27 protein-coding genes and 1 tRNA gene are annotated in these 26,422 nt (G+C 55.5%); 12 read left to right on the forward strand and 16 right to left on the reverse strand.

What is annotated here, in order from left to right:
• Window positions 1-290: 290 nt before the first annotated feature.
• Window positions 291-366: transfer RNA gene (locus UR504_RS18785), tRNA-Phe, on the reverse strand.
• Between the two features lie 170 nt (window positions 367-536).
• Here UR504_RS18785 and UR504_RS18790 point away from each other — a divergent pair.
• Together UR504_RS18790 and UR504_RS18795 are read left to right on the forward strand one after the other, a co-directional pair.
• Window positions 537-1,382 (forward strand): AraC family transcriptional regulator, encoded by an 846-nt coding sequence (locus UR504_RS18790; RefSeq protein ID WP_133293614.1) that lies wholly within the window; start codon window positions 537-539, stop codon window positions 1,380-1,382.
• Window positions 1,383-1,418: 36 nt separating this feature from the next.
• On the forward strand, window positions 1,419-2,009 hold the full coding sequence (locus UR504_RS18795) for a LysE family translocator (RefSeq protein ID WP_302235555.1): 591 nt from the start codon (window positions 1,419-1,421) through the stop codon (window positions 2,007-2,009).
• Here UR504_RS18795 and UR504_RS18800 read toward each other — a convergent pair.
• The 5 genes from UR504_RS18800 to aspA form a co-directional block, all read right to left on the reverse strand.
• Window positions 2,006-2,581: a transcriptional regulator gene (locus tag UR504_RS18800; RefSeq protein ID WP_032643754.1), complete on the reverse strand. Its 576-nt coding sequence runs from the start codon at window positions 2,579-2,581 to the stop codon at window positions 2,006-2,008. The genes UR504_RS18795 and UR504_RS18800 overlap by 4 nt on opposite strands.
• A gap of 49 nt (window positions 2,582-2,630) precedes the next feature.
• Window positions 2,631-4,322, reverse strand: coding sequence for a protein-disulfide reductase DsbD (locus UR504_RS18805; protein WP_320740013.1), 1,692 nt, complete (start codon window positions 4,320-4,322; stop codon window positions 2,631-2,633).
• A complete protein-coding gene (cutA, locus tag UR504_RS18810) occupies window positions 4,298-4,621 on the reverse strand; it encodes a divalent cation tolerance protein CutA (RefSeq protein WP_111965412.1) in 324 nt (107 codons plus the stop codon). Before cutA ends, UR504_RS18805 begins: the two co-directional genes overlap by 25 nt.
• 113 nt (window positions 4,622-4,734) lie before the next feature.
• Complete coding sequence (locus tag UR504_RS18815; RefSeq protein WP_024907357.1) at window positions 4,735-6,036, reverse strand: anaerobic C4-dicarboxylate transporter; 1,302 nt, start codon at window positions 6,034-6,036, stop codon at window positions 4,735-4,737.
• Window positions 6,037-6,151: 115 nt separating this feature from the next.
• Entirely contained in the window at window positions 6,152-7,588 is a 1,437-nt protein-coding gene (gene aspA / locus UR504_RS18820; protein WP_003855923.1) for an aspartate ammonia-lyase, read from the reverse strand.
• A gap of 334 nt (window positions 7,589-7,922) precedes the next feature.
• On the opposite strand from aspA, the gene UR504_RS18825 reads away from it, so the two are divergent.
• Entirely contained in the window at window positions 7,923-8,387 is a 465-nt protein-coding gene (locus UR504_RS18825; protein ID WP_023616652.1) for an FxsA family protein, read from the forward strand.
• A 24-nt stretch (window positions 8,388-8,411) separates the two neighbouring features.
• Here the strand turns inward: UR504_RS18825 and yjeH are convergent, their stop codons facing one another.
• On the reverse strand, window positions 8,412-9,662 hold the full coding sequence (gene yjeH / locus UR504_RS18830; protein ID WP_115876641.1) for an L-methionine/branched-chain amino acid transporter: 1,251 nt from the start codon (window positions 9,660-9,662) through the stop codon (window positions 8,412-8,414).
• A 179-nt stretch (window positions 9,663-9,841) separates the two neighbouring features.
• Between yjeH and UR504_RS18835 the strand changes: the two genes are divergently transcribed.
• The 3 genes from UR504_RS18835 to UR504_RS18845 all read left to right on the forward strand — a co-directional run bounded on the left by UR504_RS18835 (window position 9,842) and on the right by UR504_RS18845 (window position 12,298).
• Window positions 9,842-10,135: a co-chaperone GroES gene (locus UR504_RS18835; protein ID WP_003855929.1), complete on the forward strand. Its 294-nt coding sequence runs from the start codon at window positions 9,842-9,844 to the stop codon at window positions 10,133-10,135.
• A 31-nt stretch (window positions 10,136-10,166) separates the two neighbouring features.
• Entirely contained in the window at window positions 10,167-11,810 is a 1,644-nt protein-coding gene (gene groL / locus UR504_RS18840; protein ID WP_302235558.1) for a chaperonin GroEL, read from the forward strand.
• Window positions 11,811-11,944: 134 nt separating this feature from the next.
• On the forward strand, window positions 11,945-12,298 hold the full coding sequence (locus tag UR504_RS18845; protein WP_023310115.1) for a DUF4156 domain-containing protein: 354 nt from the start codon (window positions 11,945-11,947) through the stop codon (window positions 12,296-12,298).
• 47 nt (window positions 12,299-12,345) lie between these two features.
• Here UR504_RS18845 and epmB read toward each other — a convergent pair whose 3' ends face one another.
• Window positions 12,346-13,374, reverse strand: a complete 1,029-nt coding sequence (gene epmB, locus UR504_RS18850) for an EF-P beta-lysylation protein EpmB (RefSeq protein ID WP_115876640.1) — start codon at window positions 13,372-13,374, stop codon at window positions 12,346-12,348.
• A 40-nt stretch (window positions 13,375-13,414) separates the two neighbouring features.
• Here epmB and efp point away from each other — a divergent pair, with 40 nt between their 5' ends.
• The 3 genes from efp (at window position 13,415) to ecnB (ending at window position 14,426) form a co-directional block, all read left to right on the forward strand.
• Window positions 13,415-13,981, forward strand: coding sequence for an elongation factor P (gene efp, locus UR504_RS18855; protein WP_008502940.1), 567 nt, complete (start codon window positions 13,415-13,417; stop codon window positions 13,979-13,981).
• 58 nt (window positions 13,982-14,039) lie between these two features.
• Window positions 14,040-14,171, forward strand: a complete 132-nt coding sequence (locus UR504_RS18860) for an entericidin A/B family lipoprotein (RefSeq protein WP_024907352.1) — start codon at window positions 14,040-14,042, stop codon at window positions 14,169-14,171.
• A gap of 108 nt (window positions 14,172-14,279) precedes the next feature.
• Entirely contained in the window at window positions 14,280-14,426 is a 147-nt protein-coding gene (gene ecnB, locus UR504_RS18865) for a lipoprotein toxin entericidin B (protein WP_003025482.1), read from the forward strand.
• A 35-nt stretch (window positions 14,427-14,461) separates the two neighbouring features.
• Here the strand turns inward: ecnB and UR504_RS18870 are convergent, their stop codons facing one another.
• A complete protein-coding gene (locus UR504_RS18870) occupies window positions 14,462-15,061 on the reverse strand; it encodes a helix-turn-helix transcriptional regulator (RefSeq protein WP_115876639.1) in 600 nt (199 codons plus the stop codon).
• A gap of 261 nt (window positions 15,062-15,322) precedes the next feature.
• Between UR504_RS18870 and sugE the strand changes: the two genes are divergently transcribed.
• Complete coding sequence (gene sugE, locus UR504_RS18875; RefSeq protein WP_006178944.1) at window positions 15,323-15,640, forward strand: quaternary ammonium compound efflux SMR transporter SugE; 318 nt, start codon at window positions 15,323-15,325, stop codon at window positions 15,638-15,640.
• Here sugE and UR504_RS18880 read toward each other — a convergent pair.
• Both UR504_RS18880 and blaACT read right to left on the reverse strand, forming a co-directional pair.
• On the reverse strand, window positions 15,637-16,167 hold the full coding sequence (locus UR504_RS18880; protein ID WP_302235561.1) for a lipocalin family protein: 531 nt from the start codon (window positions 16,165-16,167) through the stop codon (window positions 15,637-15,639). The two genes, sugE and UR504_RS18880, sit on opposite strands and share 4 nt — an antisense overlap.
• Window positions 16,168-16,272: 105 nt before the next feature.
• A complete protein-coding gene (gene blaACT, locus UR504_RS18885) occupies window positions 16,273-17,418 on the reverse strand; it encodes an ACT family cephalosporin-hydrolyzing class C beta-lactamase (RefSeq protein WP_320740015.1) in 1,146 nt (381 codons plus the stop codon).
• A gap of 132 nt (window positions 17,419-17,550) precedes the next feature.
• Between blaACT and ampR the strand changes: the two genes are divergently transcribed.
• The gene (ampR, locus tag UR504_RS18890) at window positions 17,551-18,426 is read left to right on the forward strand and encodes a LysR family transcriptional regulator AmpR (protein ID WP_271369029.1); all 876 of its coding nucleotides are present in this window, start codon (window positions 17,551-17,553) and stop codon (window positions 18,424-18,426) included.
• Window positions 18,427-18,455: 29 nt separating this feature from the next.
• Here ampR and frdD read toward each other — a convergent pair whose 3' ends face one another.
• From frdD to frdA, 4 genes are read right to left on the reverse strand one after another with little or no spacing between them, the layout of a single operon-like run.
• Window positions 18,456-18,815 (reverse strand): fumarate reductase subunit FrdD, encoded by a 360-nt coding sequence (gene frdD, locus UR504_RS18895; protein WP_032662398.1) that lies wholly within the window; start codon window positions 18,813-18,815, stop codon window positions 18,456-18,458.
• 10 nt (window positions 18,816-18,825) lie between these two features.
• Entirely contained in the window at window positions 18,826-19,221 is a 396-nt protein-coding gene (gene frdC, locus UR504_RS18900; RefSeq protein ID WP_111965403.1) for a fumarate reductase subunit FrdC, read from the reverse strand.
• A gap of 10 nt (window positions 19,222-19,231) precedes the next feature.
• Window positions 19,232-19,966 (reverse strand): succinate dehydrogenase/fumarate reductase iron-sulfur subunit, encoded by a 735-nt coding sequence (locus UR504_RS18905; RefSeq protein ID WP_023310124.1) that lies wholly within the window; start codon window positions 19,964-19,966, stop codon window positions 19,232-19,234.
• Window positions 19,959-21,749, reverse strand: coding sequence for a fumarate reductase (quinol) flavoprotein subunit (gene frdA, locus UR504_RS18910; RefSeq protein ID WP_008502932.1), 1,791 nt, complete (start codon window positions 21,747-21,749; stop codon window positions 19,959-19,961). Before frdA ends, UR504_RS18905 begins: the two co-directional genes overlap by 8 nt.
• A gap of 310 nt (window positions 21,750-22,059) precedes the next feature.
• On the opposite strand from frdA, the gene epmA reads away from it, so the two are divergent.
• The gene (gene epmA, locus UR504_RS18915) at window positions 22,060-23,037 is read left to right on the forward strand and encodes an elongation factor P--(R)-beta-lysine ligase (RefSeq protein ID WP_024907345.1); all 978 of its coding nucleotides are present in this window, start codon (window positions 22,060-22,062) and stop codon (window positions 23,035-23,037) included.
• Between the two features lie 44 nt (window positions 23,038-23,081).
• Here epmA and mscM read toward each other — a convergent pair whose 3' ends face one another.
• The gene (mscM, locus tag UR504_RS18920) at window positions 23,082-26,405 is read right to left on the reverse strand and encodes a miniconductance mechanosensitive channel MscM (protein ID WP_302235564.1); all 3,324 of its coding nucleotides are present in this window, start codon (window positions 26,403-26,405) and stop codon (window positions 23,082-23,084) included.
• Between the last annotated feature and the right edge of the window lie 17 nt (window positions 26,406-26,422).

Below are 26,422 nucleotides of genomic sequence, written 5' to 3' on the forward strand. Positions count from 1 at the left end.
GAAACGCCGTAGCGCCGATGGTAGTGTGGGGTCTCCCCATGTGAGAGTAGGGAACTGCCAGGCATCAAAATAGAAGAACCCCGTACCGAAAGGTGCGGGGTTTTTTGCTTTGTGCTCACGGTGTCGCTGCACTTGCCGGATCTACGGGTTTAGTAGGCCCGATAAGGCAAAGCTGCAAATTGGCAATACAGACCGCACGATCCCACGACAAAGAGAAACAAGAATACAAAGAAGGGATTTATAAACGCAGAAAAGCAAAAACCCAGCCATAGGCTGGGTTCTTTAAATAGTGGTGCCCGGACTCGGAATCGAACCAAGGACACGGGGATTTTCAATCCCCTGCTCTACCGACTGAGCTATCCGGGCAACGGAGCGCATTAAACCGCAATCACGCTCTATCGTCAACATTATTTCGGGAAAAGCTGTTCAACTGCTTAAGTTTACGGCAATCTGTCCGCTTTCGCCGCGAAAATGCACAAATCTTCCAGACAGAACCAGTGTAATACGGCAATGCTGATAGTAAGAGGAGGGCAGTAATGGTGAATGACTGGCTTGAACTGCGTCAGCATGCAGATACGGGTATTGAGACGATTAAAGCGCATTTCGAAGGGCATGCATTTGATCCGCACTGGCACGATAGCTACCTGGTAGGGATAACCCTCTCCGGCACGCAGCAGTTTCACTGCCGCCGTGAGCGTCATCGCAGCCAGCCGGGCGACGCTTTCCTCCTCGAGCCTGGTGAAATCCACGACGGAGATGCGCCTGTAGAGGGTGGTTTTACCTATCTGACCTTCTATCTTGATGAGCGCTGGCTTATCCGTGCGCTACAGGGGCTTTACGAATCTACTCCCGGGAGTTATTCACTCCACTTTGCCCAAACGCTGACGCGGGAGCCGCAGCTGGTGCGCGCTATCGGCGAGACATTTTCCACCCTGCATAATAATGAGTTGAAGATCGTTCAGCAGAGCGCAATGGATAATCTGCTCTCCCGGATCACCGCCCATTGCCACTGGCGTAAAAAGCTGCCGTCGCAGTTACAAAGTGCTGCCGTGGCGTACCGTGCGCGCGACTATCTCTATGCACATATCGGCGAGAACGTAGGGCTATCAGACCTTGCGCGCGAGACGGGCACCGATCGCTTCACCCTGACGCGCTGTTTTAAGCGCGAGTTCAACCTGGCGCCTCACGCATGGCTTATTCAACTGCGTCTGGCAAAGGCCCGACAGCTGCTTGCGTGTGGCGACCAGCCTGTTGATGTGGCTGCGGCAGTGGGATTTGCCGATCAAAGCCATCTGGGGCGCTGGTTTCAGCGGGCTTACCGTATCTCTCCTGCACACTACCGCCGGTTGTGCACAAACCTTCCAGACGTTTCCAAAAAATAGCGGCACATTCATGGCTCTAATAAAAAGGAGCCACCTGTGAGTTTGATACCCTTTCTGTTGTTCGCCTTTGTCGCCTCCATTACGCCGGGGCCAACCAATATTCTGGTGCTGACGAACAGCCAGCGCTTTGGCGTTAAAAATACCGTACCAGCTATTCTGGGCGGATGTATCGCGGCCAGTGCGATTGTGCTGATATCAGGCGCCGGCGCAGGGGAAGTGCTGCGTCAGTATCCTCTAATACGTCAGCTCATGAGCTGGACAGGCGTGCTGTGGCTAAGCTGGATGAGCTGGCAGCTGTTTCGCGCCCCGGCCGCTCGTCTCAGCGCTGAGAACCATATCCAATTTACCGCTCAGGCGGCTGCACTGCTGCAGATCGTGAACCCTAAAACCTGGATGATGGCGCTGGCCGTCGTCAGTCTGTTTGCGCCTGCTGGCGATCATGCATTGCGGGATATTGCGCTAATGGCGCTATGGTTTCTGCTGATCTCAATAGCCTGTTTGATGTGCTGGGCGTGGCTGGGTAAAGCGGTGAACCGAATTTTTCGCACCACCGTAGCGATGGTGCGGTTTCAACGCCTGATGGCGCTGTGTCTTATCGTCTCTTCCTGGGCTGGCATGCTGGCTTAGGTCAGCGCCCCGCCCATACGGCACTGAGCAAAGCGCAGAATATCTTCCGCCAGGCGGTGCGCTGTATCCACATCGGCCTGGCTACGGTTTACCAGCATGCGGCTGAGGCAACCTTCCAGCACCAGTTCCATCTGCTTCGCCACCATCGCCGGATCGTCGACTTCCAGGGTGGTCAACAGCTCATGGGTGAAGTCATGAGCCGCCCGTTTTTGCTGATCTGCTAACTGGTGGATAGGATGCCCAGGGTCGGGAAAATAAGTGCAGGCGGCGATAAACAGACAACCCGGGTACCGGTTGTTGCTGACACATTCCGTCAGGGCGGTATAGCGCGCCAGCAGCTTCTGCTCCGCAGTCAGTTCTTCATTCAGCATCAGCTGCCTGCGCCAGATATCAACCTGCTGGCTGAGATAGCGCAGGGCATCATAGAGTAGCGCCTCTTTATCCGGCCAGAAGCGCTTAAGTTCATCCAGGGGGTAATCGATACGGTCGGCTACCATCTCAAGCGTGGTGCTGGCGATCCCTTGAATCTCAAGTAATTGCAGAGCTTGTCCCAGTACGTCTTCACGTTGCACGGTTATCTCCTCCGCTATTCCCAACGGTTTGTCCCGTCTAAAGTGTTGTTTACGGTTGGCGATTGCGCAAATGCGCGCTGAATGCCGCTGCATCCATAAACCCGGTTACACGCTTTTCTGGCTGCTCTTCACCCCGTTCATTAAAGAACAAAATGGTGGGCAGACCGAGAACGTTAAGCTGTTTCAGCAGGTCCCTATCCTGCGCATCGTTGGCGGTGACGTTCGCCTGAAGAAGCACCGTCTCTTTCAGGGCGCGCTGCACCTGCGGATCGCTAAAGGTGTATTTTTCAAACTCTTTGCAGGCGACACACCAGTCGGCATAGAGATCGAGCATCACCGGTTTGCCTTTCGCCTCCGCTAGGGCGCTGTTAAGTTCTTCCACGTTCTTTATTTGGGTGAAGTTCAGATGCGCCTGCATCTGACCCACGGGTGAACCAAACGCCCAGTCCTGCAGCGGGCGTACGCTTACCAGCGCGGCGGCGAGCAGGATAATTTGCACCAAACGCATCCACGGTCGTTTCGCTCCCAGACTGGTGATAAATGCCCAGCTGAAGAACGCTACGCCGAGCATAGCCCACAGGCGCATACCCCAGACGTCACCGATGATACGCTCCAGCAGGAACACCGGCAGCGCCAGAATGACAAAGCCAAATGCGGTTTTCACCGTTTCCATCCACGGGCCGCTCTTCGGCAGCAGTCGATTGCCGAAAACCGTGACCAGAATCAGCGGCAGACCCATGCCCAGGGCATACAGGTACAACGTTCCGCCGCCGAGCCACATGTTTCCGCTCTGGGCGATATAGAGCAGGATGGCGCTAAGCGGCGCGGTGGTGCAAGGGGAACAAACCAGCCCGGCAATGGCACCCATTGCGAACACGCCGCCTGCCGAACCACCCTGCTGGCGATTACTCATCAGCGTTAAGCGGGTTTGCAGCGAGGAGGGCAACTGCAGCGTGAACAGGCCAAACATCGACAGCGCCAGCAGGATAAATATCGCCGACAGGCCAATCAGCACATAAGGATGCTGCAGTGCGGCCTGGAACTGTAACCCGGCAGCGGCAACCACAAGTCCAAGGGCCGTGTAGGTCAATGCCATACCCTGCACGTAAATTAAGGCCAGCAGCAGCGCGCGGGCTGTGGAAAGGCGCTGTTTGCCGCCCAGCACGATGCCAGAGATGAGCGGATACATGGGCAGCACGCAGGGTGTAAAGGCAATGCCAATCCCAATCAGGAAGGCCCAGAGCGCCGAGAATGGAAGGTCTGCGTGGTCTTCGCTCTTCTCGTCCGAGGGGAGAGGGGAAACGGCAGCAGCCGCTTTCACTTCGCTGAGCGGAACAACCTTCGTTTCCGGCGGATAGCAGAATCCGGCATCCGCGCACCCCTGATAGGTCACCGTCAGCGTCGCGCCTTTATCCGCCTGATTCACCGTAACAGGCACGATCATGCGCTGGCGATAGATCTCGCTTTTGCCGTAAAACTCATCTTCATGCCACTCGCCAGCGGGCATCTGTAATGCGCCCACGCTGGCCTGAGCAGGCGTAATGCTCACCTGCTTGCGATAGAGGTAATAGCCCTCTTTCACCTGCCAGTTGAGCGTAAGGTCATGCTGGTTTTGCTGAAAATCGAAAACAAACGCCTGGTCGGCAGGGATGAAGTTCGAACGGCCGGGCGCGTCAAATAACCCGGCAAATACTGATGTGCTGCACAGCAGCAGAATCAGCGTAAGGAAGCGTTGAGCCATGAGAGATAGTCGTTATCGCCATGAACCACTGGCACCACCAGCAGCTCCGGGGTTTGGTAAGGATGATGAGATTTGAGGCAGTCCAGGAGTGCCTGCTGATTTGCCAGATTGGTTTTGAGCAACATCTGGACCTCGTACTCTTGCTCCAGCTTACCTTCCCAATAGTAAAGAGAGGTGGCACCGGGGAGGAGCGTAACGCAGGCTGCCAGTTTTTCGGCCAGCACTTTGGCGGCGAGATCCTGGGCAGAGGCTTCATCAGGGGCGGTACAAAGTACGACAACAGCATCAGGCGTGTTCACAAGTCGACCTCCTCATCACGAAAGGTTTAACTATATCACGCAAGGCGGTTGGTCATTAATGAAACGGGCCGCAGAGCGGCCCGATTTTAACTATTTTTACAACCGGGAGCGGTTTACAGCACCACGCCACCGATGATAAAGCCGAGGATCACGCAAAGTGAAATGGCGACAACGCCCGGGATCAGGAACGCATGGTTAAACACATACTTACCGATACGGGTTGAGCCGGTGTCATCCATCTCTACCGCCGCCAGCAGGGTTGGGTAGGTAGGCAGCACGAACAGGGCGGAGACGGCAGCAAACGAGGCGATGGCGGTCAACGGCGTTACGCCCAGCATCAGTGCCGCAGGCATCAGCGCTTTGGTGGTCGCGGCCTGAGAGTAAAGCAGGGTCGCAGCAAAGAACAGCACGACCGCCAGCAGCCATGGATAGTTGTGCAGCAGGTCCCCGGCCACGGTCTGAATGTCGCTGATGTGCGCTTTAACGAAAGTATCACCGAGCCACGCCACACCCAGCACGCACACGCAGGCGCTCATACCGGATTTAAAGGTGCTGGCGTTCAGCACTTCGCTGGTATCAATTTTACAGGTGATGCTAATCAGCGTGGCGATGGTCAGCATAAACACGACAATCGCTTCGTTACGCGGCAGAACCGGGTTCTGGATCAGACCTACGGTATCGCTGATGGCGGTCGCGTAGAACATGACGGCAACGATACCAATCAGGAACAGCAGCACGGAGCGTTTCGCGTGTGGCTTCAGTTCGAAGACCTGACTGCCGCGCAGGCTCACTTCACCTTTTGCAAGACGCTCCTGATAAACCGGATCGTCTTTCAGTTCAGCGCCGAGGAAGTTACACAGCACTGCGGTAATCATCACCGCGATCAGCGTCACCGGGATACAGATCGCCAGCAGCGTCAGGTAGCTCACGCCCATCGGCTCAAGGATACCGGCGAAGAAGACCACCGCCGCGGAAATCGGTGAGGCGGTAATGGCGATCTGGGACGCGACGACCGCAATGGAGAGCGGACGCGACGGACGGATACCCTGTTCTTTCGCCACTTCGGTAATCACCGGTAACGTGGAGAAAGCGGTGTGGCCCGTACCGGCGAGAATGGTCATAAACCATGTCACCAGCGGAGCAAGGAAGGTAATGTATTTTGGATGGCGGCGTAGCATACGCTCCGCCAGGCTTACCAGGTAGTCCATACCGCCTGCCACCTGCATGGCGGCAATAGCGGCAATAACAGCCATGATGATTTCGATAACGTCGAACGGTATAGCGCCGGGTTTAATCTGAAAGATAAGGGTAAGAACGAGCACTCCAAGACCGCCGGCAAAACCGATGCCGATACCCCCGAGTCGTGCTCCCAAATAAATCGCCAACAAGACGATGACGAGTTCTGCTCCAAACATAAGGACCTGCCTTGCTTATTAACAAGTTGATATTGAATTGTTGTATTTTGGTAACGCCTAAAAAGAAAAAAGGCACGTCACAAGTGACGTGCCTTAAGAAGCCTAGCCTGAACGGTTACTGTTCGCTTTCATCGGTATATCGTTTCGCTTTATATGCCGGGTGCATCAGGTTTTGGGCCGAGAAGATATCGTCCAGCTCGGCTTCGGTCAACAGCCCGCGCTCCAGTACTACTTCACGTACACTCTTACCGGTTTCGGCACAAATCTTACCGACGATGTCGCCGTTGTGGTGACCGATGAACGGGTTGAGGTAGGTGACGATCCCGATGGAGTTGTAGACATAACCTTCACAGACTTCTTTATTCGCCGTGATGCCGTTAATGCATTTTTCCAGCAGGTTGTAGCAGGCGTTCGTCAGGATGTGGATAGATTCAAACATCGCCTGGCCAATCACCGGCTCCATCACGTTCAGCTGCAGCTGACCCGCTTCAGAGGCCATGGTCACGGTCGTATCGTTACCGATGACTTTGAAGCAAACCTGGTTCACCACTTCTGGCACCACCGGGTTCACCTTGGCCGGCATGATGGATGAACCGGCCTGCAGCTCTGGCAGGTTGATTTCATTCAGGCCAGCGCGCGGACCGGAAGAGAGCAGGCGCAGGTCGTTACAGATTTTGGACAGTTTCACTGCCAGACGTTTCAGCGCGCTGTGTACCATGACGTAAGCGCCGCAGTCTGAGGTCGCTTCAATCAGGTCTTCTGCAGGCACAACCGGCAGGTTAGAGACTTCAGCCAGCTTCTGTACCGCCAGCTGCTGATAGCCATCCGGGGTGTTCAGACGCGTACCGATGGCGGTGGCGCCCAGGTTCACTTCCAGAAGCAGCTCGGAGGTGCGCAGCAGGTTTTTGGTCTCTTCGTTCAGCAGTACGTTAAACGCGTGGAATTCCTGGCCGAGGGTCATCGGCACCGCATCCTGCAGCTGGGTACGACCCATTTTCAGAATGTCCTGGAACTCAACCGCTTTACGCTGGAAGCCATCACCCAGTTGGTTGATTGCATCCACCAGTTTCACCACGGAGGCATACACCGCAATACGGAAGCCGGTTGGGTAGGCGTCGTTGGTGGACTGGCATTTGTTAACGTGGTCGTTCGGGTTCAGGTACTGGTATTCACCTTTCTGGTGACCCATCAGCTCCAGGCCAATGTTTGCCAGTACTTCGTTAGTATTCATGTTGACGGAGGTGCCCGCGCCGCCCTGATAGACGTCAACCGGGAACTGGTCCATGCATTTGCCGTTGTTCAGCACTTCATCGCAGGCTGCGATAATCGCATTTGCCGCGCTTTTAGGAATGGTTTGCAGCTCTTTGTTGGCCAGTGCTGCGGCTTTCTTCACCATCACCATGCCACGGACAAACTCAGGGATGTCGCTGATTTTGCTGTTGCTGATGTAGAAGTTTTCAATCGCTCTCAGAGTGTGGACACCGTAGTAGGCATCCGCTGGAACTTCCCTGGTACCCAACAAGTCTTCTTCGATACGAATGTTGTTTAACATGTGAACCTTCTTTTCAAGCTGCCGATGGATTGTACTAAACACACAGTATTTATGTGGTTTTGAATATTTTCTGGCCGACGATTATTCCCTCAATCAGCCAGATGCTCGAGATCATATGCTGATGATAGCGAATTGCCGTAAGCTGGATCACTTATTATCGAGCCGATTCCATGATAATTATTAATCTGTGAAATGGGTCACCGCTTTAAAATTTCCAAAAAAAATATCCGTGCAAACTGATTGAATTTTCGCTAACCGTCACCATTTCATACAAACGCGCGTCGCGAACACATTCAGACAGGGGCCGATGGCCCTTGCCATACAGGAGATGCCAGTGCGCTGGATACCGTTTATTGCTTTCTTCCTCTATGTTTACATTGAGATTTCCATTTTTATTCAGGTTGCCCATGTGCTGGGCGTCCTGCTGACGCTGATTCTCGTGATTTTCACCTCCGTCATCGGCATGTCGCTGGTGCGTAATCAGGGTTTCAAAAATTTCCTGATAATGCAGCAGAAGATGGCCGCAGGGGAAAGCCCGGCGGAAGAGATGATCAAAAGCGTGTCGTTGATTATTGCGGGGCTGCTGCTGATCCTGCCGGGGTTCTTCACTGACTTCCTCGGCCTGCTGCTGCTTCTGCCGCCGGTGCAAAAACACCTGACCATGAAGCTGCTGCCGCATCTGCGCTTTAGCCGAATGCCGGGGGGCGGATTTAGCACCGGACCGGGCGATACCTTCGAAGGGGAGTATCAGCGTAAGGATGAACAGCACGACCGTTTAGACCATAAAGACGATCGGTAATGTTTTTGCCCGGTGGCGCTTCGCTTACCGGGCCTCCGGGAGCGCACCGCGCCTCGGCAAAAACACCCACAGCCCTGCCAGCATGACAATTGCGTACAAACTCTTCCAGCCCACCATCGCCAGCAGCAGCAGGCAAAGCACACCCCCGACGACCGCCAGAGCTTTATAGCGACCTTTTAGCAAACGGCATCCCGCCAGCATGCACAGCAGGTAGATCATGATGAAAATGCCGTTGGCGTAGACGATGAGCGCGTCCAGATTAATCTTCAGTGCGTAAATACAGAGCGTGCTCACCACGCAGCAGCCCAGTACGGCATTCAGGGCATTCAGCGGAAGCTGGCGTTTAGACAGGCGCGCGAGACGATTCTCGGGTTTGTAGAGCGCCTGCGACCATACCAGACGGGCAAAGCTCTGGATATAAATGTTGAGGCTGGCAAAACAGGCCAGATAGCCGATGACGCAGGCTATCCACAGTGCCTTCACACCAAACAGATCAACCACGATACCCGGCAGCGATGCCGCGGCGGCGAGATCCGCTCCGAACGCGTGGAAGTGTAAGACCAGCACGGTACACGCCCAATAGACCGTGCCAGCCAGCAGCAGGCCTATCATCAGGGCGCGGGGGAAATCACGTTCAGGCTGCTTAAATTCAGACGCCAGATGGGCAAAGGCTTCCAGGCCGACAAAACACCAGAACATGACGGAGAGCGCGGCGAAAAGCTGTGAATGGTCGACGTCTGTCAGCGCAGGGAAGGGAATTTCCTTGATGGTGATATCGCCCGCCCACCAGATAGCGACAACGAGCGCGACAATCAGCACCGCAACCAGCGTCTGCAGGTTGGCGCTCGAGCTGGCGCCGCGAGAGCCCACCCACCAGACGATTGCCAGCGTACCCAGCTCGGCCAGCAATAACTGCTCGTTATGCCAGCCAAACAGCGCCTGACCAAATCCGGTCGCAATATGCAACGCCGCAGGAAGGCCAACCGGAATGACGGAGAGAAACAGCCAGCCGGTTACACGCTGCAGCCGCGGGCCAAAGGCCAGTCCGACAAAGTGCGCCACGCCGCCCGCGCTGGGGAAATGCCGCCCCAGGATGGCAAACACAATGGCTATCGGGAAAACCAATACAATCAGCGCCGGCCACGCCCACAGGCTGTTATTTCCAGCCACCAGCGCCGCCAGTGCGGGTACGGCAAACACGCCCGTACCTAACAAGGAGGTTGAGAGCAGTCCGACGCCCTGCGCCAGTCCCAACTCCTGCTTGAGTCCACTCATTGACATCGCCCTGCCAGTACCAAAAGAGAGGCGATGGTAACACTTTCGCAAATTTTTTTTTCAACTCCCCCTTGAAGGGGTAAAAAGCTATCCCCATCTCTCAGGGCACTAGTCGGAAAACCGCATGCGGGCCGGCGTCATCCATAACTGATAATGACTTTCTCAAAGGAGAGCTATCAATGAGTATTCGTCCGTTACATGATCGTGTGATCGTCAAACGTAAAGAAGTTGAAACCAAGTCTGCTGGCGGCATCGTTCTGACCGGTTCTGCAGCAGCCAAATCAACGCGTGGCGAAATCATCGCTGTCGGTAAGGGCCGCATCCTGGAAAACGGAACTGTGCAGCCGCTGGACGTTAAAGTTGGTGACATCGTAATTTTCAACGATGGCTACGGCGTGAAATCCGAGAAGATCGACAATGAAGAAGTGTTGATCATGTCCGAGAGCGACATTCTGGCAATTGTTGAAGCGTAATTTACGCACGAGAATTTGAGGAAATAAGAACATGGCAGCTAAAGACGTAAAATTCGGTAACGACGCTCGTGTAAAAATGCTCCGCGGCGTAAACGTACTGGCAGATGCAGTTAAAGTGACCCTGGGCCCGAAAGGCCGCAACGTAGTGCTGGATAAATCCTTCGGCGCGCCAACCATCACCAAAGATGGTGTTTCTGTAGCACGTGAAATTGAGCTGGAAGACAAGTTCGAAAACATGGGCGCGCAGATGGTGAAAGAAGTTGCCTCTAAAGCGAACGACGCTGCAGGTGACGGTACCACTACCGCGACCGTACTGGCGCAGGCAATCATCACCGAAGGTCTGAAAGCCGTTGCTGCGGGCATGAACCCAATGGATCTGAAACGTGGTATCGACAAAGCTGTCGCCTCCGCTGTTGAAGAACTGAAAGCGCTGTCCGTACCGTGCTCTGACTCTAAAGCCATTGCTCAGGTTGGTACTATCTCCGCTAACTCCGACGAAACCGTAGGTAAACTGATCGCTGAAGCGATGGACAAAGTCGGTAAAGAAGGCGTAATCACCGTTGAAGACGGTACCGGTCTGGAAGACGAACTGGACGTGGTAGAAGGTATGCAGTTCGACCGCGGTTACCTGTCCCCATACTTCATCAACAAGCCAGAAACTGGCGCTGTTGAGCTGGAAAGCCCGTTCATCCTGCTGGCTGATAAGAAAATCTCCAACATCCGCGAAATGCTGCCAGTACTGGAAGCCGTTGCAAAAGCAGGCAAGCCTCTGGTTATCATCGCTGAAGACGTTGAAGGCGAAGCGCTGGCGACCCTGGTGGTTAACACCATGCGCGGCATCGTGAAAGTGGCTGCGGTTAAAGCACCTGGCTTCGGCGATCGCCGTAAAGCGATGCTGCAGGATATCGCTACCCTGACTGGCGGTACCGTGATCTCTGAAGAGATCGGTATGGAGCTGGAAAAAGCGACCCTGGAAGACCTGGGCCAGGCGAAACGCGTTGTGATCAACAAAGACACCACCACCATCATCGATGGCGTGGGTGAAGAAGCCGCTATTAAGGGCCGCGTTGGTCAGATCCGTAAGCAGATCGAAGAAGCGACTTCCGATTACGACCGTGAAAAACTGCAGGAGCGCGTAGCGAAACTGGCAGGCGGCGTTGCGGTAATCAAAGTCGGTGCTGCTACCGAAGTTGAAATGAAAGAGAAAAAAGCACGCGTTGACGATGCTCTGCACGCGACCCGTGCTGCGGTAGAAGAAGGCGTGGTTGCTGGTGGTGGTGTCGCGCTGGTGCGTGTTGCCGCTAAATTGGCTGGCCTGACCGCTCAGAACGAAGACCAGAACGTAGGCATCAAAGTTGCGCTGCGCGCAATGGAAGCCCCTCTGCGTCAGATCGTTTCTAACGCCGGTGAAGAGCCATCTGTGGTTGCGAACAACGTGAAAGCGGGCGAAGGTAACTACGGTTACAACGCAGCAACTGAAGAATACGGTAACATGATCGACTTCGGTATCCTGGATCCAACTAAAGTGACCCGTTCTGCTCTGCAGTATGCGGCCTCTGTTGCTGGTCTGATGATCACCACCGAATGCATGGTGACCGACCTGCCTAAAGGCGATGCGCCTGACTTAGGTGCTGCTGGTATGGGCGGCATGGGCGGTATGGGCGGCATGATGTAATCGTGCGCTCTACGTCGTAGAATGTGAAAAACCCCCGGGCAGAAATGCTCGGGGGTTTTTCTTTTGGTCATCTTTTAGGTATAAGATTTACACACGGACAACTACTGTCCAGCTTATTGAAAACGAGGAATAACATGCGCGTAAAAGTCTGTGCAGGGATTGTAGGGGCAGCATTGCTGCTGGCGGGTTGTAGCTCCAGCAATGAGCTGTCGGCAGCGGGCCAGGGCGTTCGCTTTGTGGAAGATAAGCCTGGCAGTGAATGCCAGCTGTTAGGCACGGCAACCGGTGAGCAAAGCAACTGGATGTCAGGTCAGCATGGCGAAGAAGGTGGCTCGATGCGCGGTGCGGCGAATGCCCTGCGTAACCAGGCTGCGGCAATGGGCGGTAACGTCATTTACGGCGTGAGCAGCCCAACGCAGAGTATGCTGTCCAGCTTCGTGCCGACCGCCAGCCAGATGAACGGCCAGGTCTACAAGTGCCCGAACTGATTGCCTTTTTCCCTCTCCCTGTGGGAGAGGGTTAGGGTGAGGGGAAACTAGTGCTGCCGCAGCTGCAAGTCCAGCGGCGTCTTGCTTGGCTCTCCGCCAATCTCCCGTGCCAGCTTCGGCACCATATAGCCTGAAACCAGCGTTAACAGTTCGCGCATGATCTGCCGGGCTTCTTCATCCGTCACCATGAAATGGGCCGCGCCCTGAACGCGATCCAGCACGTGCAGGTAATAGGGCATCACGCCCGCATCAAACAGGGCATTGCTCAGGTCAGCCAGCACGCGGGCGCTGTCATTCACGCCGCGCAGCAGCACGCTCTGGTTCAGCAGCGTTACGCCCGCTTTACGCAGACGCGCCATCGCTGCGCGAAAATCATCGTCAATTTCGTTCCCGTGGTTGATATGGTTCACCAGCAACACCTGCAGGCGAGACTGCTCAAGGCGTGCCACCAGGCCGTCCGTGATACGTGCCGGAATAACAATCGGCAAACGGCTATGAATGCGCAGACGTTTGATGTGCGGGATGGCTTCCAGCTGTGTCAGCAGCCAGTCCAGCTCGTGATCTTTTGCCATCAGCGGATCGCCGCCGGAAAAAATAATCTCATCCAGCTCTGAATGGACGGCAATATAGTCCAGCGCGACCTGCCAGTTGCGTTTATTGCCCTGGTTTTCGGCATACGGGAAGTGCCGACGGAAGCAATAACGACAATTTACCGCGCAGCCGCCCTTTACCAGCAGCAGGGCACGGTTGAGATATTTGTGCAGTAAACCAGGCACCACGCTGTTCTGCTCTTCCAGCGGATCGGTGCTGTATCCCGGCGCGGTGATAAACTCATCCTGCGAAGTAAGTGTTTGTTTTAATAGCGGATCGTCGGGGTTGCCTTTCTCCATCCGCGCCACAAACGCACGGGGAACGCGCAGGGCGAAAAGGCGCTTTGCCTCGCGGCCGGCAAGCAACTCTGGGTGCTGATCGAGGTCTAAAAGACGCAGCAATTCATCAGGACTGGTGATTACATCGGCAAGTTGCGATAACCAATCTTCTCTGGACGGGGTGTTTAGGGTTACAATATGCGCCATTTTGTGGCTTAGCTACCAGTTAACAAATTTAGAGGGCCTTATGGCAACGTACTATAGCAACGATTTTCGTGCTGGTCTTAAAATCATGATGGACGGCGAACCGTACGCGGTTGAAGCCAGCGAATTCGTTAAACCAGGTAAAGGCCAGGCATTCGCACGCGTTAAGCTGCGCCGTCTGCTGACCGGTACCCGTGTTGAGAAAACCTTCAAGTCTACTGACTCCGCTGAAGGCGCTGATGTTGTTGATATGAACCTGACCTATCTGTACAACGATGGCGAGTTCTGGCATTTCATGAACAACTCCACTTTCGAACAGCTGTCTGCTGATGAGAAAGCGGTAGGTGATAGCGCTAAATGGCTGCTGGACCAGGCTGAGTGCATCGTAACCCTGTGGAACGGTCAGCCTATCGCTGTGACCCCACCAAACTTCGTAGAACTGGAAATCGTTGAAACCGATCCAGGTCTGAAAGGTGATACCGCAGGTACCGGCGGTAAACCAGCCAAACTGTCTACCGGCGCAGTGGTTAAAGTTCCACTGTTCGTACAGACTGGCGAAGTGATCAAAGTGGATACCCGCTCCGGCGAATACGTGTCCCGCGTGAAGTAATTTACGTCATGATTGAAGGCGCAGCGCCCGCTGCGCCTGATTTTTGCAGGCAGGGATGATGAAACGTACCGTTAAAATTCTGCTTCTGTTAGCGCTTTCCAGTGCATTGCTTTCCGGCTGTAACACCACCCGTGGAATGGGACAAGATATCCAGGATCTCGGTCATATCATTTCTCACGCCGCCAGCTAAGTTCGTCTAATTTTCCTAAAAATGCTTCCTTTTCCGTCATCCGGCGGGATCTTGTCTATCCTTAAGTTGCTATACACAAAACAACTTTGGCTATAAAAGGAAGATATTATGGTTAAGAAGACAATTGCAGCGATCTTTTCAGTCTTGGTACTTTCTTCAGTATTAACAGCCTGTAATACCACGCGTGGCGTTGGTCAGGATATTTCTGAAGGTGGTAGCGCAATCTCTGGTGCGGCAACTAAAGCTCAGCAGTAATTAACACACGGTACGAGACCAGCCGTTTCGTACCGTCAGCTTTTTGATTCCTGCAGGGATAAGAACGGAGAAAAACGCGTATCCATATGCAATTTCATGCGGATATTGCGTTTATAGGTATAGACCGTTTTTCCGTTGATACTCAGGTGGGCAGCAATCTTTTGATTGCTCGCGCCGTCCATCCATAATGTAAGCACTTTCTCTTCCTGCCGGGTCAGCAAGGGGGCGGCTGCCGTGGGCCTTTCAGCGCATGAGCGTGAGGTTAATGCATCATTTATAGTCGTTGCCACTTCTTCGAGACTGGCGTTTTTCAACAGCGACGACCACACCGGGAAGTGTCCGAGCCAGTCTGTCATGCCGTTGTCCTCTCCCGATTGCAGCAAAATAAACGGTAAGCGTTCACTGGCGTTGAGCAAAGACGAGAGCTGCTGAAAATGATGAATATCCTGCCTGAAGCCGTACAAATCGGCGATAACCAGCGTGGGTTTCCATTGCAGAATGTGCTCCCTGGCAAGGAACAGATTATTCAGCCCGGTCACAACGTAGTGTCCCGGGAACAAACCGGAATGATTGAGCCATGCTTCAAACCCCGTGCGGGTAAAGTGACAACGGTCAATCAAGAGAATTTTGAACATATTTTATTCGCAGTCGGCTAGTGGTTTGGCTTCCTGCCATCAGAAAGCACATCATCATAGAGAAGTCGGATGAGTGCTAAATGCCGGAACTACGCGCCATACTGCGGCTATTTCTTGCCTTAACGTGTTCAGCAAAAAAAGATTGAAAAAAAATAGCACGCTAACCAAAATATGGGGCGTAATCTCTGCCTTACGGGACGACCCGTAAGCGTTTCTTTCACCGGGGACGGCCCCAACTTCTATTAAGTTAAGGAGCCTGAAATGTCCTGGATCATTCTTTTTATTGCCGGTCTGCTCGAAGTGGTTTGGGCGATTGGTCTCAAGTACACCCACGGATTTACCCGCCTGACGCCCAGCGTTATTACCGTAACCGCGATGATCGTGAGTATTGTCCTGTTATCCTGGGCGATGCGCTCGCTGCCTGTGGGAACGGCTTATGCCGTCTGGACGGGCATTGGTGCGGTGGGGGCCGCCATCACCGGCATTCTGCTACTGGGAGAGTCAGCGAGTCTGGCGCGTATCGCCAGCCTCGCCTTGATTGTAGCGGGGATCATTGGGCTTAAGCTCAGCACCCATTAATGGGGTTGTTTTACCCAGATCAGTTTTGACACATCAAACCCTTGCCGGGTCGCGACGTCCAGCATCTGCTGTTTCATTTCTGACGAAATAGTTGGCGTGCGGGAAAGTATCCACAGATAGTCGCGATCCGGCCCGCAGATCAGCGCGTGACGGTACTCTCTGTCGAGCGCGATCACGTTATAGCCACCATAAAACGGGCCAAAGAAAGAGACTTTTAGCGCGGCCCGTCGCGGGTCGCCCGTGAAGTACGCTTTCCCAATCGACTGCTGCCACATCTCCCGATCGGGATTATAGCCCCGGTTGATCACCTGAATACCGCCATCATCCATCGGGCTGTAATTTGCAGTGACCTTCTCTAAGCCCTGCTCAAACCGATGGTCGAGGCGCGCGATTTCATACCATGTTCCAAGGAAGCGTTGTGCATCAAAAGGCGTGACGACGGTAACGCCAGGCGGTGGGGTAGGGGAACTGCAGGCAACCACTAAAAACGCGGCTGTCACCGCGGCGATAACAGGCAGAATGCGCATAGGAGTTTCCTTACTGTTTTTTGTTAAGTGTAGATGACGGCAAGGAAAATGTGGTTTTTGTGCGGTGTGTTTCGCCGGGTAAGCGCAGCGCCACCCGGCAATGTTTTACTGCAGCGCGTCGAGGATACGGTATGCCGCCTCAACGCGGGCAGGGTTCGGATAGCTTTTATTCGCCAGCATCACTATGCCGAGCTGTTTTTCAGGAATAAATGCCACGTAGCTGCCAAACCCGCCGGTTGAGCCTGTTTTATGGACCCAGGACGCGTTGACCGGCGGTGCCGGTGGATTCACTTCTCTCGCAGGCAGCGGTGCCAGCGCCACCTTATTGTCGCTGCCTTCAACCACGGTTTTGGCATCGACCGGCCAGTTAAGCATTCCCCAACCTAACCCTTGATACATGGCCCCCACGCGCCAGTAGCGAGACTGCGCCAGGGCAATGCCTTTCCTGAGTGAACTATCCTGAAGCGAGTCCGGCTTCATGTTGACCATCACCCAGCTTGTCATATCCTGCACGTTGGTTTTTACGCCATAGGCTTCTGCATCCAGCATTCCTGGCGAAACGTGGACCGCTTTACCGTCGCGGTATCCCCAGGCGTAATGCGCCTCTTCCGTTTTCGGAACGTTAATCCAGGTATGGTCCAGCTTGAGCGGCTTAAAGACCCGCGTCGTTATGGCCTGCTCATAGCTCATGCCGGAAGGTTTGACCGCCAGCGCGCCAAAAAGACCGATGCTGGCATTGGCGTAAAGACGCGTGGTGCCCGGCTTCCACTGCGGCTGCCAGTTTTGATAAAAGCGCAGCAGAGCGGCGTTATCCGTGACCTCATCCGGTACCTGTAACGGCAGACCGCCTGCGGTATAGGTTGCCAGATCCAGCATGCGGATCCCCTGCCACTGTTTGCCCGTCAGTTCAGGCCAGTATTTTGTCACCGGATCGCCGAGCGATATTTCACCGCGAGCAATGGCATCGCCACCCAGTACGCCGGTGAAGGTTTTACTTATAGAACCCAGTTCGAACAAGGTTTGTGGAGTGACAGGTTTGTTCGCCGCAACATCGGCTTTACCGAAGGTAAAGTAGTGCGGCTGACCCTGATAAATCACCGCCACCGCCATACCCGGAATGGCCTGCGCTTTCATCAGCGGCGTAACGGTCCGTTCCACCACCTCAGCCAGCTGTTTTTCGGACATCGGTGCGGCGAATGCAGAGCTGGCAACGCTGAGCAGCAGGGCACAGCTTAGGGATTTTGTCATCATCAGTTATCTTCCGTAATAGCAGTTCAAGGGAGTGTCCGGGCCCGTCAGACCGCTATAGTCTGTTGGATTTGACTATGGCTGACAAACGGTTAAATTTAGCATTAGCTGTTAATTTTTCTAACGGACGAGACCATGACGCGCAGCTATCTTCCTCTGAACTCCCTGCGGGCGTTTGAAGCAGCCGCCAGGCACCTCAGTTTTACGCATGCCGCTATTGAGCTGAATGTCACCCATTCCGCGATTAGCCAGCACGTCAAGACGCTGGAGCAGCACCTTAACTGCCAGCTTTTCGTTCGCGTTTCGCGAGGGCTGATGTTGACTACCGAAGGCGAGAATTTGCTGCCGGTGCTGAATGACTCGTTCGATCGTATCGCCGGAATGCTGGATCGCTTTGCCAGCCAGCGCGCGCAGGAGAAGCTCAAAATTGGCGTGGTCGGGACATTTGCGACGGGGGTGTTATTCTCGCAGCTCGCGGACTTCCGCCGCTGCTATCCGCATATTGATCTTCAGCTTTCCACCCATAACAACCGTGTCGATCCGGCGGCTGAAGGACTTGATTACGCCATTCGTTATGGCGGCGGGGCGTGGCACGGCACGGAAGCGACGTTTCTTTGCCCTGCACCGCTTGCGCCGCTTTGCACACCTGACATTGCTGCCGCGTTGCACACCCCTTCCGATATCCTGAAGTTTACCCTCCTGCGCTCTTACCGGCGCGACGAGTGGACCGCCTGGATGCAGGCCGCGGGAGAAAACCCGCCTTCACCGACGCACCGGGTAATGGTATTTGATTCGTCCGTCACCATGCTGGAAGCCGCGCAGGCAGGTACGGGCATCGCGATTGCCCCTGTCGATATGTTCACCCATCTGCTGAACAGCGAGCGCATCGTGCAGCCATTTGCAACGCAGATTGACCTCGGCAGCTACTGGCTCACGAGGCTGCAGTCACGGGCAGAAACGCCCGCAATGCGCGAGTTTGCCCAGTGGCTGGTGGGGAAGATGCAAAAATAGAAGGCCCGCCTGATGGCGGGCCTGAAGCGTCAGAGGGTGACCACGGCAATCAGCGTTACTACGGTCAGGATGGTTGCCAGACCGTAGAACACCCATTTCCCGCTCGGGACATGGATTTTCAGGTCATGCATCGCATGGTGAATACGGTGCAGGCCACACCACAGCGGCAGGACGATCATCAGGAAGATGAACACGCGGCCGATAAAGCTGCTCGCGAACGCCAGTACGCGTTCGTAGCTCAGCGCATCTCCCGGGAACAGCCCCAGCGGCAGCATAATGCCGACCAGCAGGATGATGACGGGGGCGATGATGGCACTCCACATGCCGCCTGCGCCAAACAGTCCCCAGAAGACCGGCTCGTCAGAACGTTTTGGATTTGGATTGATCACAGTAGTCTCCTTACCAGAACAGTGCGACAAACAGAATGACCACAGTGACCAGAATCGTCACTGCCCAGAGCCCTTTAATCACCGGCTCTGGCCCCATTTTCTCGTCTTTTACGATGATGTTCGCCGCTTTTGGCGCCAGCTCAAACCAGGTTTTGGTATGAAGCAGCGCGGCCGCGAGCACGATCAGATTCAGCACAACAATGATCGGGTTTTGCAGGAAACCGACGAAGCTGGCCCAGGCTTCCGGGCCATGCTTGAGGGCAAAAACGCCGTACATCAGCTCAAGGCTGAACCAGACCGCCGGTACCGCCGTGCCTTCACGCAGCATGTAGAAGCGATAAAACGGCAGATTTTTCCACCAGGTTGACGGCACAGGCCGCACGTAGGCTTTGCGTTTAGTCGTCATCATGCACTCCTTAGCGTGGTTTCAGGGTAGCGATAAGAAAGTCTTTCGAGCTTTCCACTTTACCCTGCTGAATAGCGGCGGCCGGGTCGACGTGCTTCGGACAGACTTCGGAGCAGTAGCCCACAAAGGTACAGCTCCAGACGCCGTTCTGGCTATTGAGCTGCGCCATACGTTCTTTTTTACCGTGATCGCGGCTGTCCTCGTTATAGCGGTGCGCCAGGGTAATGGCGGCCGGGCCGATGAACTCCTTGTTCAGGCCAAACTGTGGACAGGCGGCGTAGCAGAGGCCGCAGTTGATGCATCCAGAGAACTGATGGTATTTCGCCATCTGAGCTGGCGTCTGGGTGTTTGGCCCCTGATCCGGCGTGCGCGGGTTGCCAATGATGTACGGCTTAATGGCTTCCAGGCTTTCGATAAAGTGGGTCATATCGACCACCAGATCGCGTTCAATCGGGAAGTTGCCCAGCGCTTCGACCTTAATGCCTTTGGTGTACTCGCGCAGGAAGGTCTTACAGGCCAGCTTCGGCACCTTGTTGACCATCATGCCGCAGGATCCGCAGATTGCCATGCGGCAGGACCAGCGGTAGCTCAGATCCGGCGCCAGGTTGTCTTTGATATAGCCGAGCGCATCCAGCAGGGAGGTTTGCTCGTCATAAGGGACTTCATAGAAAGCGCTGTGCGGTGCGGCGTCCACTTCCGGATTGTAGCGCACCACTTCAACCTTCATTTTTTGCATCTCAGCCATTCGCCTTCTCCTTCTTCTCGGCGGCTTCTGCTTCTGCACCGTACACGCGTTTAGCCGGCGGCAGCGTGGTGATTTTCACGTCGCTGTAGTCCAGACGTGTGGTGCCATCCGCATCGCGCCAGGCGAGAGTGTGTTTCAGGAAATTGACGTCGTCACGTTCGGTGCAGCCTTCGTCCAGACGCTGGTGGGCTCCACGTGACTCTTTACGCGCCAACGCAGAGTGCGCCATACATTCCGCTACGTTCAGACCGTGGCCCAGCTCGATAGTGTAGAGCAGGTCGGTGTTGAATACGCTGGAGGTATCGGTGATGCGCACGCGCTTGAAGCGCTCCTGCAGTTCCGCCAGCTTGTCGACGGTTTTTTGCATCAGCTCTGGCGTACGGTAGATACCGCAGCCTTCTTCCATCGACAGGCCCATCTCGTCGCGGATCTTAGACCAGTTCTCGTTACCCTCCTGGTTCACCAGATCTTTCAGGCGTTTTTCAACGTCTGCAACCTGCGCATCCAGTGCGGCACCGTTGGCTTCGCCTGCGGTAGCCGCCCGCTCCATCGCGCGCTCGCCCGCCATGCGGCCAAAGACGACCAGCTCTGCCAGCGAGTTAGACCCAAGACGGTTGGCGCCGTGCAGGCCCACAGAGGAACACTCGCCAACGGCGAACAGGCCTTTAATTCGGGTTTCGCACTGCTGGTCGGTTTCGATCCCGCCCATGGTGTAGTGCGCCGTTGGACGTACCGGAATCGGCTCTTTCACCGGGTCGACGCCAACGTAGGCTTTTGCCAGCTCGCAGATGAACGGAAGACGTTCCAGCAGCTTCTTCTCGCCCAGATGACGCAGGTCGAGGTGAACGACGTCGCCTCGCGGCGTGGAGATAGTGTTGCCTTTGCGCCACTCGTGCCAGAAGGCCTGAGAGACTTTGTCGCGCGGGCCAAGTTCCATGTATTTGTTCTTCGGCTCGCCGAGCGGGGTTTCCGGGCCCATGCCGTAATCCTGCAGATAGCGGTAGCCGTTTTTGTTGACCAGAATACCGCCCTCACCGCGGCAGCCTTCCGTCATCAGAATGCCGGAGCCTGGCAGGCCGGTTGGGTGATACTGGACGAACTCCATATCGCGCAGGGGTACGCCATGGCTGAGCGCCATGCCCATGCCGTCACCGGTGACGATGCCGCCGTTGGTGTTATAACGATAAACGCGACCCGCACCGCCCGTCGCCATCACTACCGCGTTGGCGCGGATCTGGACAAGCGTGCCTTCCATCATATTCATCGCCACCAGGCCGCGCGCGTGTCCGTCATCAACCAGAATGTCGAGGACGAAATGTTCATCGAAGCGCTGAATTTGTGGGAACTGAAGGGAGGTCTGGAACAGGGTGTGCAGCATATGGAAGCCGGTTTTATCGGCGGCGAACCAGGTGCGTTCAATCTTCATTCCGCCAAAGCGGCGAACGTTGACGCTGCCGTCCGGACGGCGGCTCCACGGACATCCCCACTGTTCAAGCTGGGTCATTTCCGTTGGACAATGATGCACAAAGTAGTCAACGACATCCTGTTCGCAAAGCCAGTCGCCCCCTGCAACCGTGTCGTGGAAATGGTATTCAAAGCTGTCATGATCCTGCGCAACGGCGGCGGATCCTCCTTCTGCTGCCACAGTGTGGCTACGCATTGGATAGACTTTTGAAATCAATGCGATTTTAGCGTTGGGATTAGCTTGTGCTGCAGCAATCGCAGCACGTAATCCAGCCCCGCCAGCGCCTATTACGGCAAGATCGGCTTGAAAAGTTTGCACGACATTCCTCCAGATTTTTGTTATTTCGCAACGCGACAAACTAAAGGTAGTTCACCCGTCCAAAAGGACGATTGCGAAAGCGTTTCCACTGCTCCTTTATGGGTAAAACAGTATAACCGTGTAGATGTCAGGGAAATTTGACGTGTTCGATTTTTTTGCTGTTCTGTACGGCGATTTATCATGAAGATTGATGAAATACGTCACGAAAAAGTTCACCTAAATGAAATGCGCTTTTTTACTGCGCAAAATTTGTCTCTGCCCCTGCTAACGAGTAGACTTCGTGCCCTTGTCTGAAATCGGAGAACAACTCATGAGCGAAACGGCCACCTGGCAGCCGAGCGCATCCATCCCTAATCTGTTAAAACGCGCTGCAATTATGGCGGAGATCCGCCGTTTCTTTGCCGACCGCGGAGTCCTTGAGGTGGAAACGCCGTGCATGAGTCAGGCAACGGTAACGGATATTCATCTGGTCCCGTTTGAAACCCGTTTTGTTGGCCCCGGCCACTCTCAGGGGATGAATTTGTACCTGATGACCAGCCCGGAATATCACATGAAACGCCTGCTGGCAGCGGGATGTGGCCCGGTGTATCAGCTGTGCCGCAGTTTCCGTAATGAAGAGATGGGTCGTCACCACAACCCGGAATTCACCATGCTGGAGTGGTACCGCCCGCATTATGATATGTACCGCCTGATGAATGAGGTGGACGATCTGCTCCAGCAGGTGCTGGACTGTTCAGAAGCCGAAACGCTCTCCTATCAGCAGGCTTTCCAACGCCATCTGGAAATCGATCCGCTGTCGGCGGATAAAACCCAGCTGCGTGAAGTAGCGGCAAAGCTGGATCTGAGCAACGTGGCGGATACCGAAGAGGATCGCGACACGCTGCTGCAGCTGCTGTTCACCTTCGGCGTAGAACCGCAGATTGGCAAAGACCGTCCGACGTTTGTCTATCACTTCCCGGCAAGCCAGGCTTCACTGGCGCAGATCAGTACCGAAGATCATCGTGTCGCAGAGCGTTTTGAGGTCTATTACAAAGGCATCGAACTGGCGAACGGCTTCCACGAACTGACTGATGCCCGCGAGCAGCAGCAGCGCTTCGAGCAGGATAACCGCAAGCGCGCCGCGCGCGGTCTGCCGCAGCAGCCTATTGATGTTAATTTGCTTGAAGCCTTAAAAGCGGGTCTGCCGGATTGCTCCGGCGTGGCGCTGGGTGTGGATCGTCTGGTGATGCTGGCCCTGGGCGCAGAGCAGCTTGGCGATGTGATTGCGTTTACCGTAGATCGCGCCTGACGGCAGTTAACCCTCTCCCGTGGGAGAGGGTCGCCCTGCTTATCTTACAAACTCCCCGCCGGGCGCGTACGTGCCGCTGACGTCAACATTCTTCCCGTTTTACGCCCGTCCAGGCTTTCCAGACGCATCTGGAACGGTGGGAACGGCATATCAATACCGTGCTCGCGGAAGCCTGCCAGAATCAGCTGGTGGATCTCATGGCGCAGCGGCATACGGTGGCCCATTTCGGCGGCGTAGATACGCAGCTCGAAAATCTGGATCCCCTGCTGTAAATCCACCAGGAACACTTCCGGTGCCGGGTTATCGATCACCAGCGAGCAGCGCTCTGCGGCTGTGTAGAGGATCTGGGTGACCTCTTCGCTGTTAGCGTCCGATGGCGCCGGTACCGTCAGCACTACACGGGTAACGGAGTCTGACAGCGACCAGTTGATGAACTGCTCGGTAATAAACGCCTTGTTCGGTACGATGATCTCTTTGCGATCCCAGTCGCTGATCGTTGTCGCGCGGGTGTTGATCTTCGTGATGCTGCCGGTCAGATCGCGGATCGTGACGGTATCGCCAATACGGATCGGTTTTTCGAACAGAATGATCAGGCCAGAGATGAAGTTGGCGAAAATCTCCTGTAAACCAAAACCTAACCCTACACCAAGGGCCGCCACCAGCCACTGCAGCTTCGACCACTCAATACCGATCATCGAGAAGCCAACCAGTCCGCCAAACAGCATGATCAGATATTTGGTTATGGTCGTAATCGCATAACCCGTCCCCGGCGTTAAATCCAGATGCTGCAGCAGCGCCAGCTCCAGCAGCGCCGGGAAGTTGCGCACCAGCTGCGTGGTAATGATCAGCACCAGAATGGCAATCAGCACCGCCCCTAAGGTGATCGGCTCCAGGCTTTCAACACCCTGCACCGTGGACGTCACGTCCCAAAGAGAGATGTTCTCCAGGAAGCCGAATGCGGAGTGGATCTCTGACCACAGGAAGATCACCGACAGGAGGGCAATCAGCATCAGTATGGAACGAACCAGACGCAGGGACTGGGTGCTGATGGCATCCAGATCCAGTTCGACCTCGTCCGCTTCCGTCGTGCCTTCCGTACTGTTGACGTGGTTTGGCTCTTCCTCACCTCGCGCGCGCTGGGCGAGGATCTCTGCCCGGCGATGCTTGGCACGGTCAAAGGCCAGACGGCGCCGCTGGATCAGCATCCAGCGGCGGATCACGTGGTACACCACCAGCAGCAGGAACCAGATGGCCACCGAGGTTTCCAGCCTTGCCAGCAGCGCCTGCGCGGTTGCCAGATAGCCCACCGCGGCCGCCAGCATCGCAAACAGCGGCGCGCTAAGCAGCAGGTTCCAGAGCAGCCGGTTGAACATGTTTTCGCCGCTGCCGGATTTATCGAGATAGAGCGGAATACCCGCGCGTTTCAGGCTGAGCGTGACGATGGCCAGCGCCCCGCATATCAGCATAAAGCAGAGACGGCCCAGCGAGCCTGAGAATTCCCGGTCGTTGAGATTGTCGAACATGATCAGCGCCATAATCAGCGGCACAATCAGCCCGATGCTCATCAGGTAGTAACGCATGGCGCGCGCAACGCGATTGCGCGGCCAGCCAAAGTGGGTGATAAACAGGCCATTTGGGCGCGCGAAGGTGGCGCAAATCATGACTACCCACAGCAGCGGCACCGTGGCGGTGACGCCATCGCCAATCGCAACCGCGAGCGGATAGGGCCAGGCTTCACGCAGGCCATACCCCAGCGTCATCCACAGCACCGGCAGCGGGGAGGCGACAAGAATCGACCAGAATACGGTGCGCAACGTTAGCCAGAAGTGATCCTGGGTGACTTTCCCGACCCTGGAGCTGGAACGCTCCAGGAAGCGAGTGAAATGTCTGCGCGAGTAAATGCTGAAGCCCACCAGAATCAACGCCCCCAGCAGCGGGAAAATGGTCTCTTTGCTGGTGAACATCATCACGCTGGCCTGTCCCAGCTGGCTGAAGGTGTCCAGCGAAATCAGGCGGCGCAGGTCCTGGACGATCTCAATCGGCCACGAGAAGGTCATCGGACGCACGTCGGACGTCCAGAAGAGATAACGGTGCGTCGCCTCGTTCACCTCTTTCAGCGCATCTTCCAGCTGGCTATTGGAGACTTTTAGCTTGGTCAGCTCCAGAATCAGCGTATCCCCGCCCTGGAGCAAAGAGTTCAGCAGTTCACGCTGGGTACGCAGCTGGGCTTCCAGAATACGGTTTTGCTCGCTGGTCAGGGGCTGTCCGTCAGCCTGACGGATCTGGCGGATTTGCGGCTGTTTATTAAGGAGATCTTCAAAGTGCAGTCGCTGAACGCGCAGCTGGGCCATCTCGGTATCCAGCTGTTGCGGCTTCGGCATTTCCGGCAGGCGCGCGACCTGGGCACGTAGCGCTTCGCCCAGCAGGTTTGATGACCCGAGCCACTGGGACTGCTCGCGCAGGGTGTTGAGCGCCTGGCGAACCTGAAGGGTTTGATTGGTGGCCTGACGCTGCTGCGAGGCAACCAGATCCATACGCTGCGCCTGCTGATTCAGCGCGGCAGAAAGCTCGCGGTTGACCTTAAACTGTTCGACGATTCCGGCAGGCAAGTTATCGCTGTTTTCTGCCAGCAGTTCGGTACTTTCCAGCGCGCGCTCCGCCTCGCGTTGACGCTGACTGTTGAGCTGATTGCGCAGGGCCTGGAGATACGCATCCAGTTGCTCGCTCTGCTTCTGAGCGAGTTCAGAGCGCATCCGCGACAGCTCCTGGCGGTTATTGGCGGAAAGCTGCGCCAGCTCAAGCTCATCGACAAGGGCCTTCAGGCGAGCCGATTCTGCCTGCAGGCCCAGATTTTGGGCCTGAGCCTGTGGCGTATTGCCGCTTTGCGTACCCACGCGGCGCTCAACTTCATTAAGCTGGCGACGGGCGTCGGTTTGCTGCTGCGGAAGCTGGCTAAGGGAATCGGCAATTTCGCGCGCGCGCTCCTGCTCCTGCTGAGCAAGGCGGCTCTTTTCCAGAAGCTGGCTGCTGACCTGCAGGATCTCCTGGTTCAGCGCGTCGGAGGTCATCCCTGCGGGCACATCGCGCGGTTCGTCACGCAAATTATTCAGCTGCGAGCGTAGCGTCTGCGAGAGTTTGGGGAAGTTGTCGATAACCTGCTGATACTGCTGAGCGCGCTCAAGAGAGCCTTTCCGCTCCTCAAGCGCGTTCAGGGCAGCCTGGAGCGACTCGACGGTCTCTGGCTGAGCGGGTTTGGCCGCTTTTGCCTGCTCCAGTTCCTGGGTTATCTGTTTGGCGTCGGGGGCTGTCGCTGCGTACGCCCCCATGCTGAGGCACCAGGCCATCAGTAGAACGATAATCGGGCGCACGTCAGCGATCCTTCTGT

The organism is Enterobacter sp. 241F3 (assembly GCF_034106785.1).
Lineage (GTDB): Bacteria > Pseudomonadota > Gammaproteobacteria > Enterobacterales > Enterobacteriaceae > Enterobacter > Enterobacter vonholyi.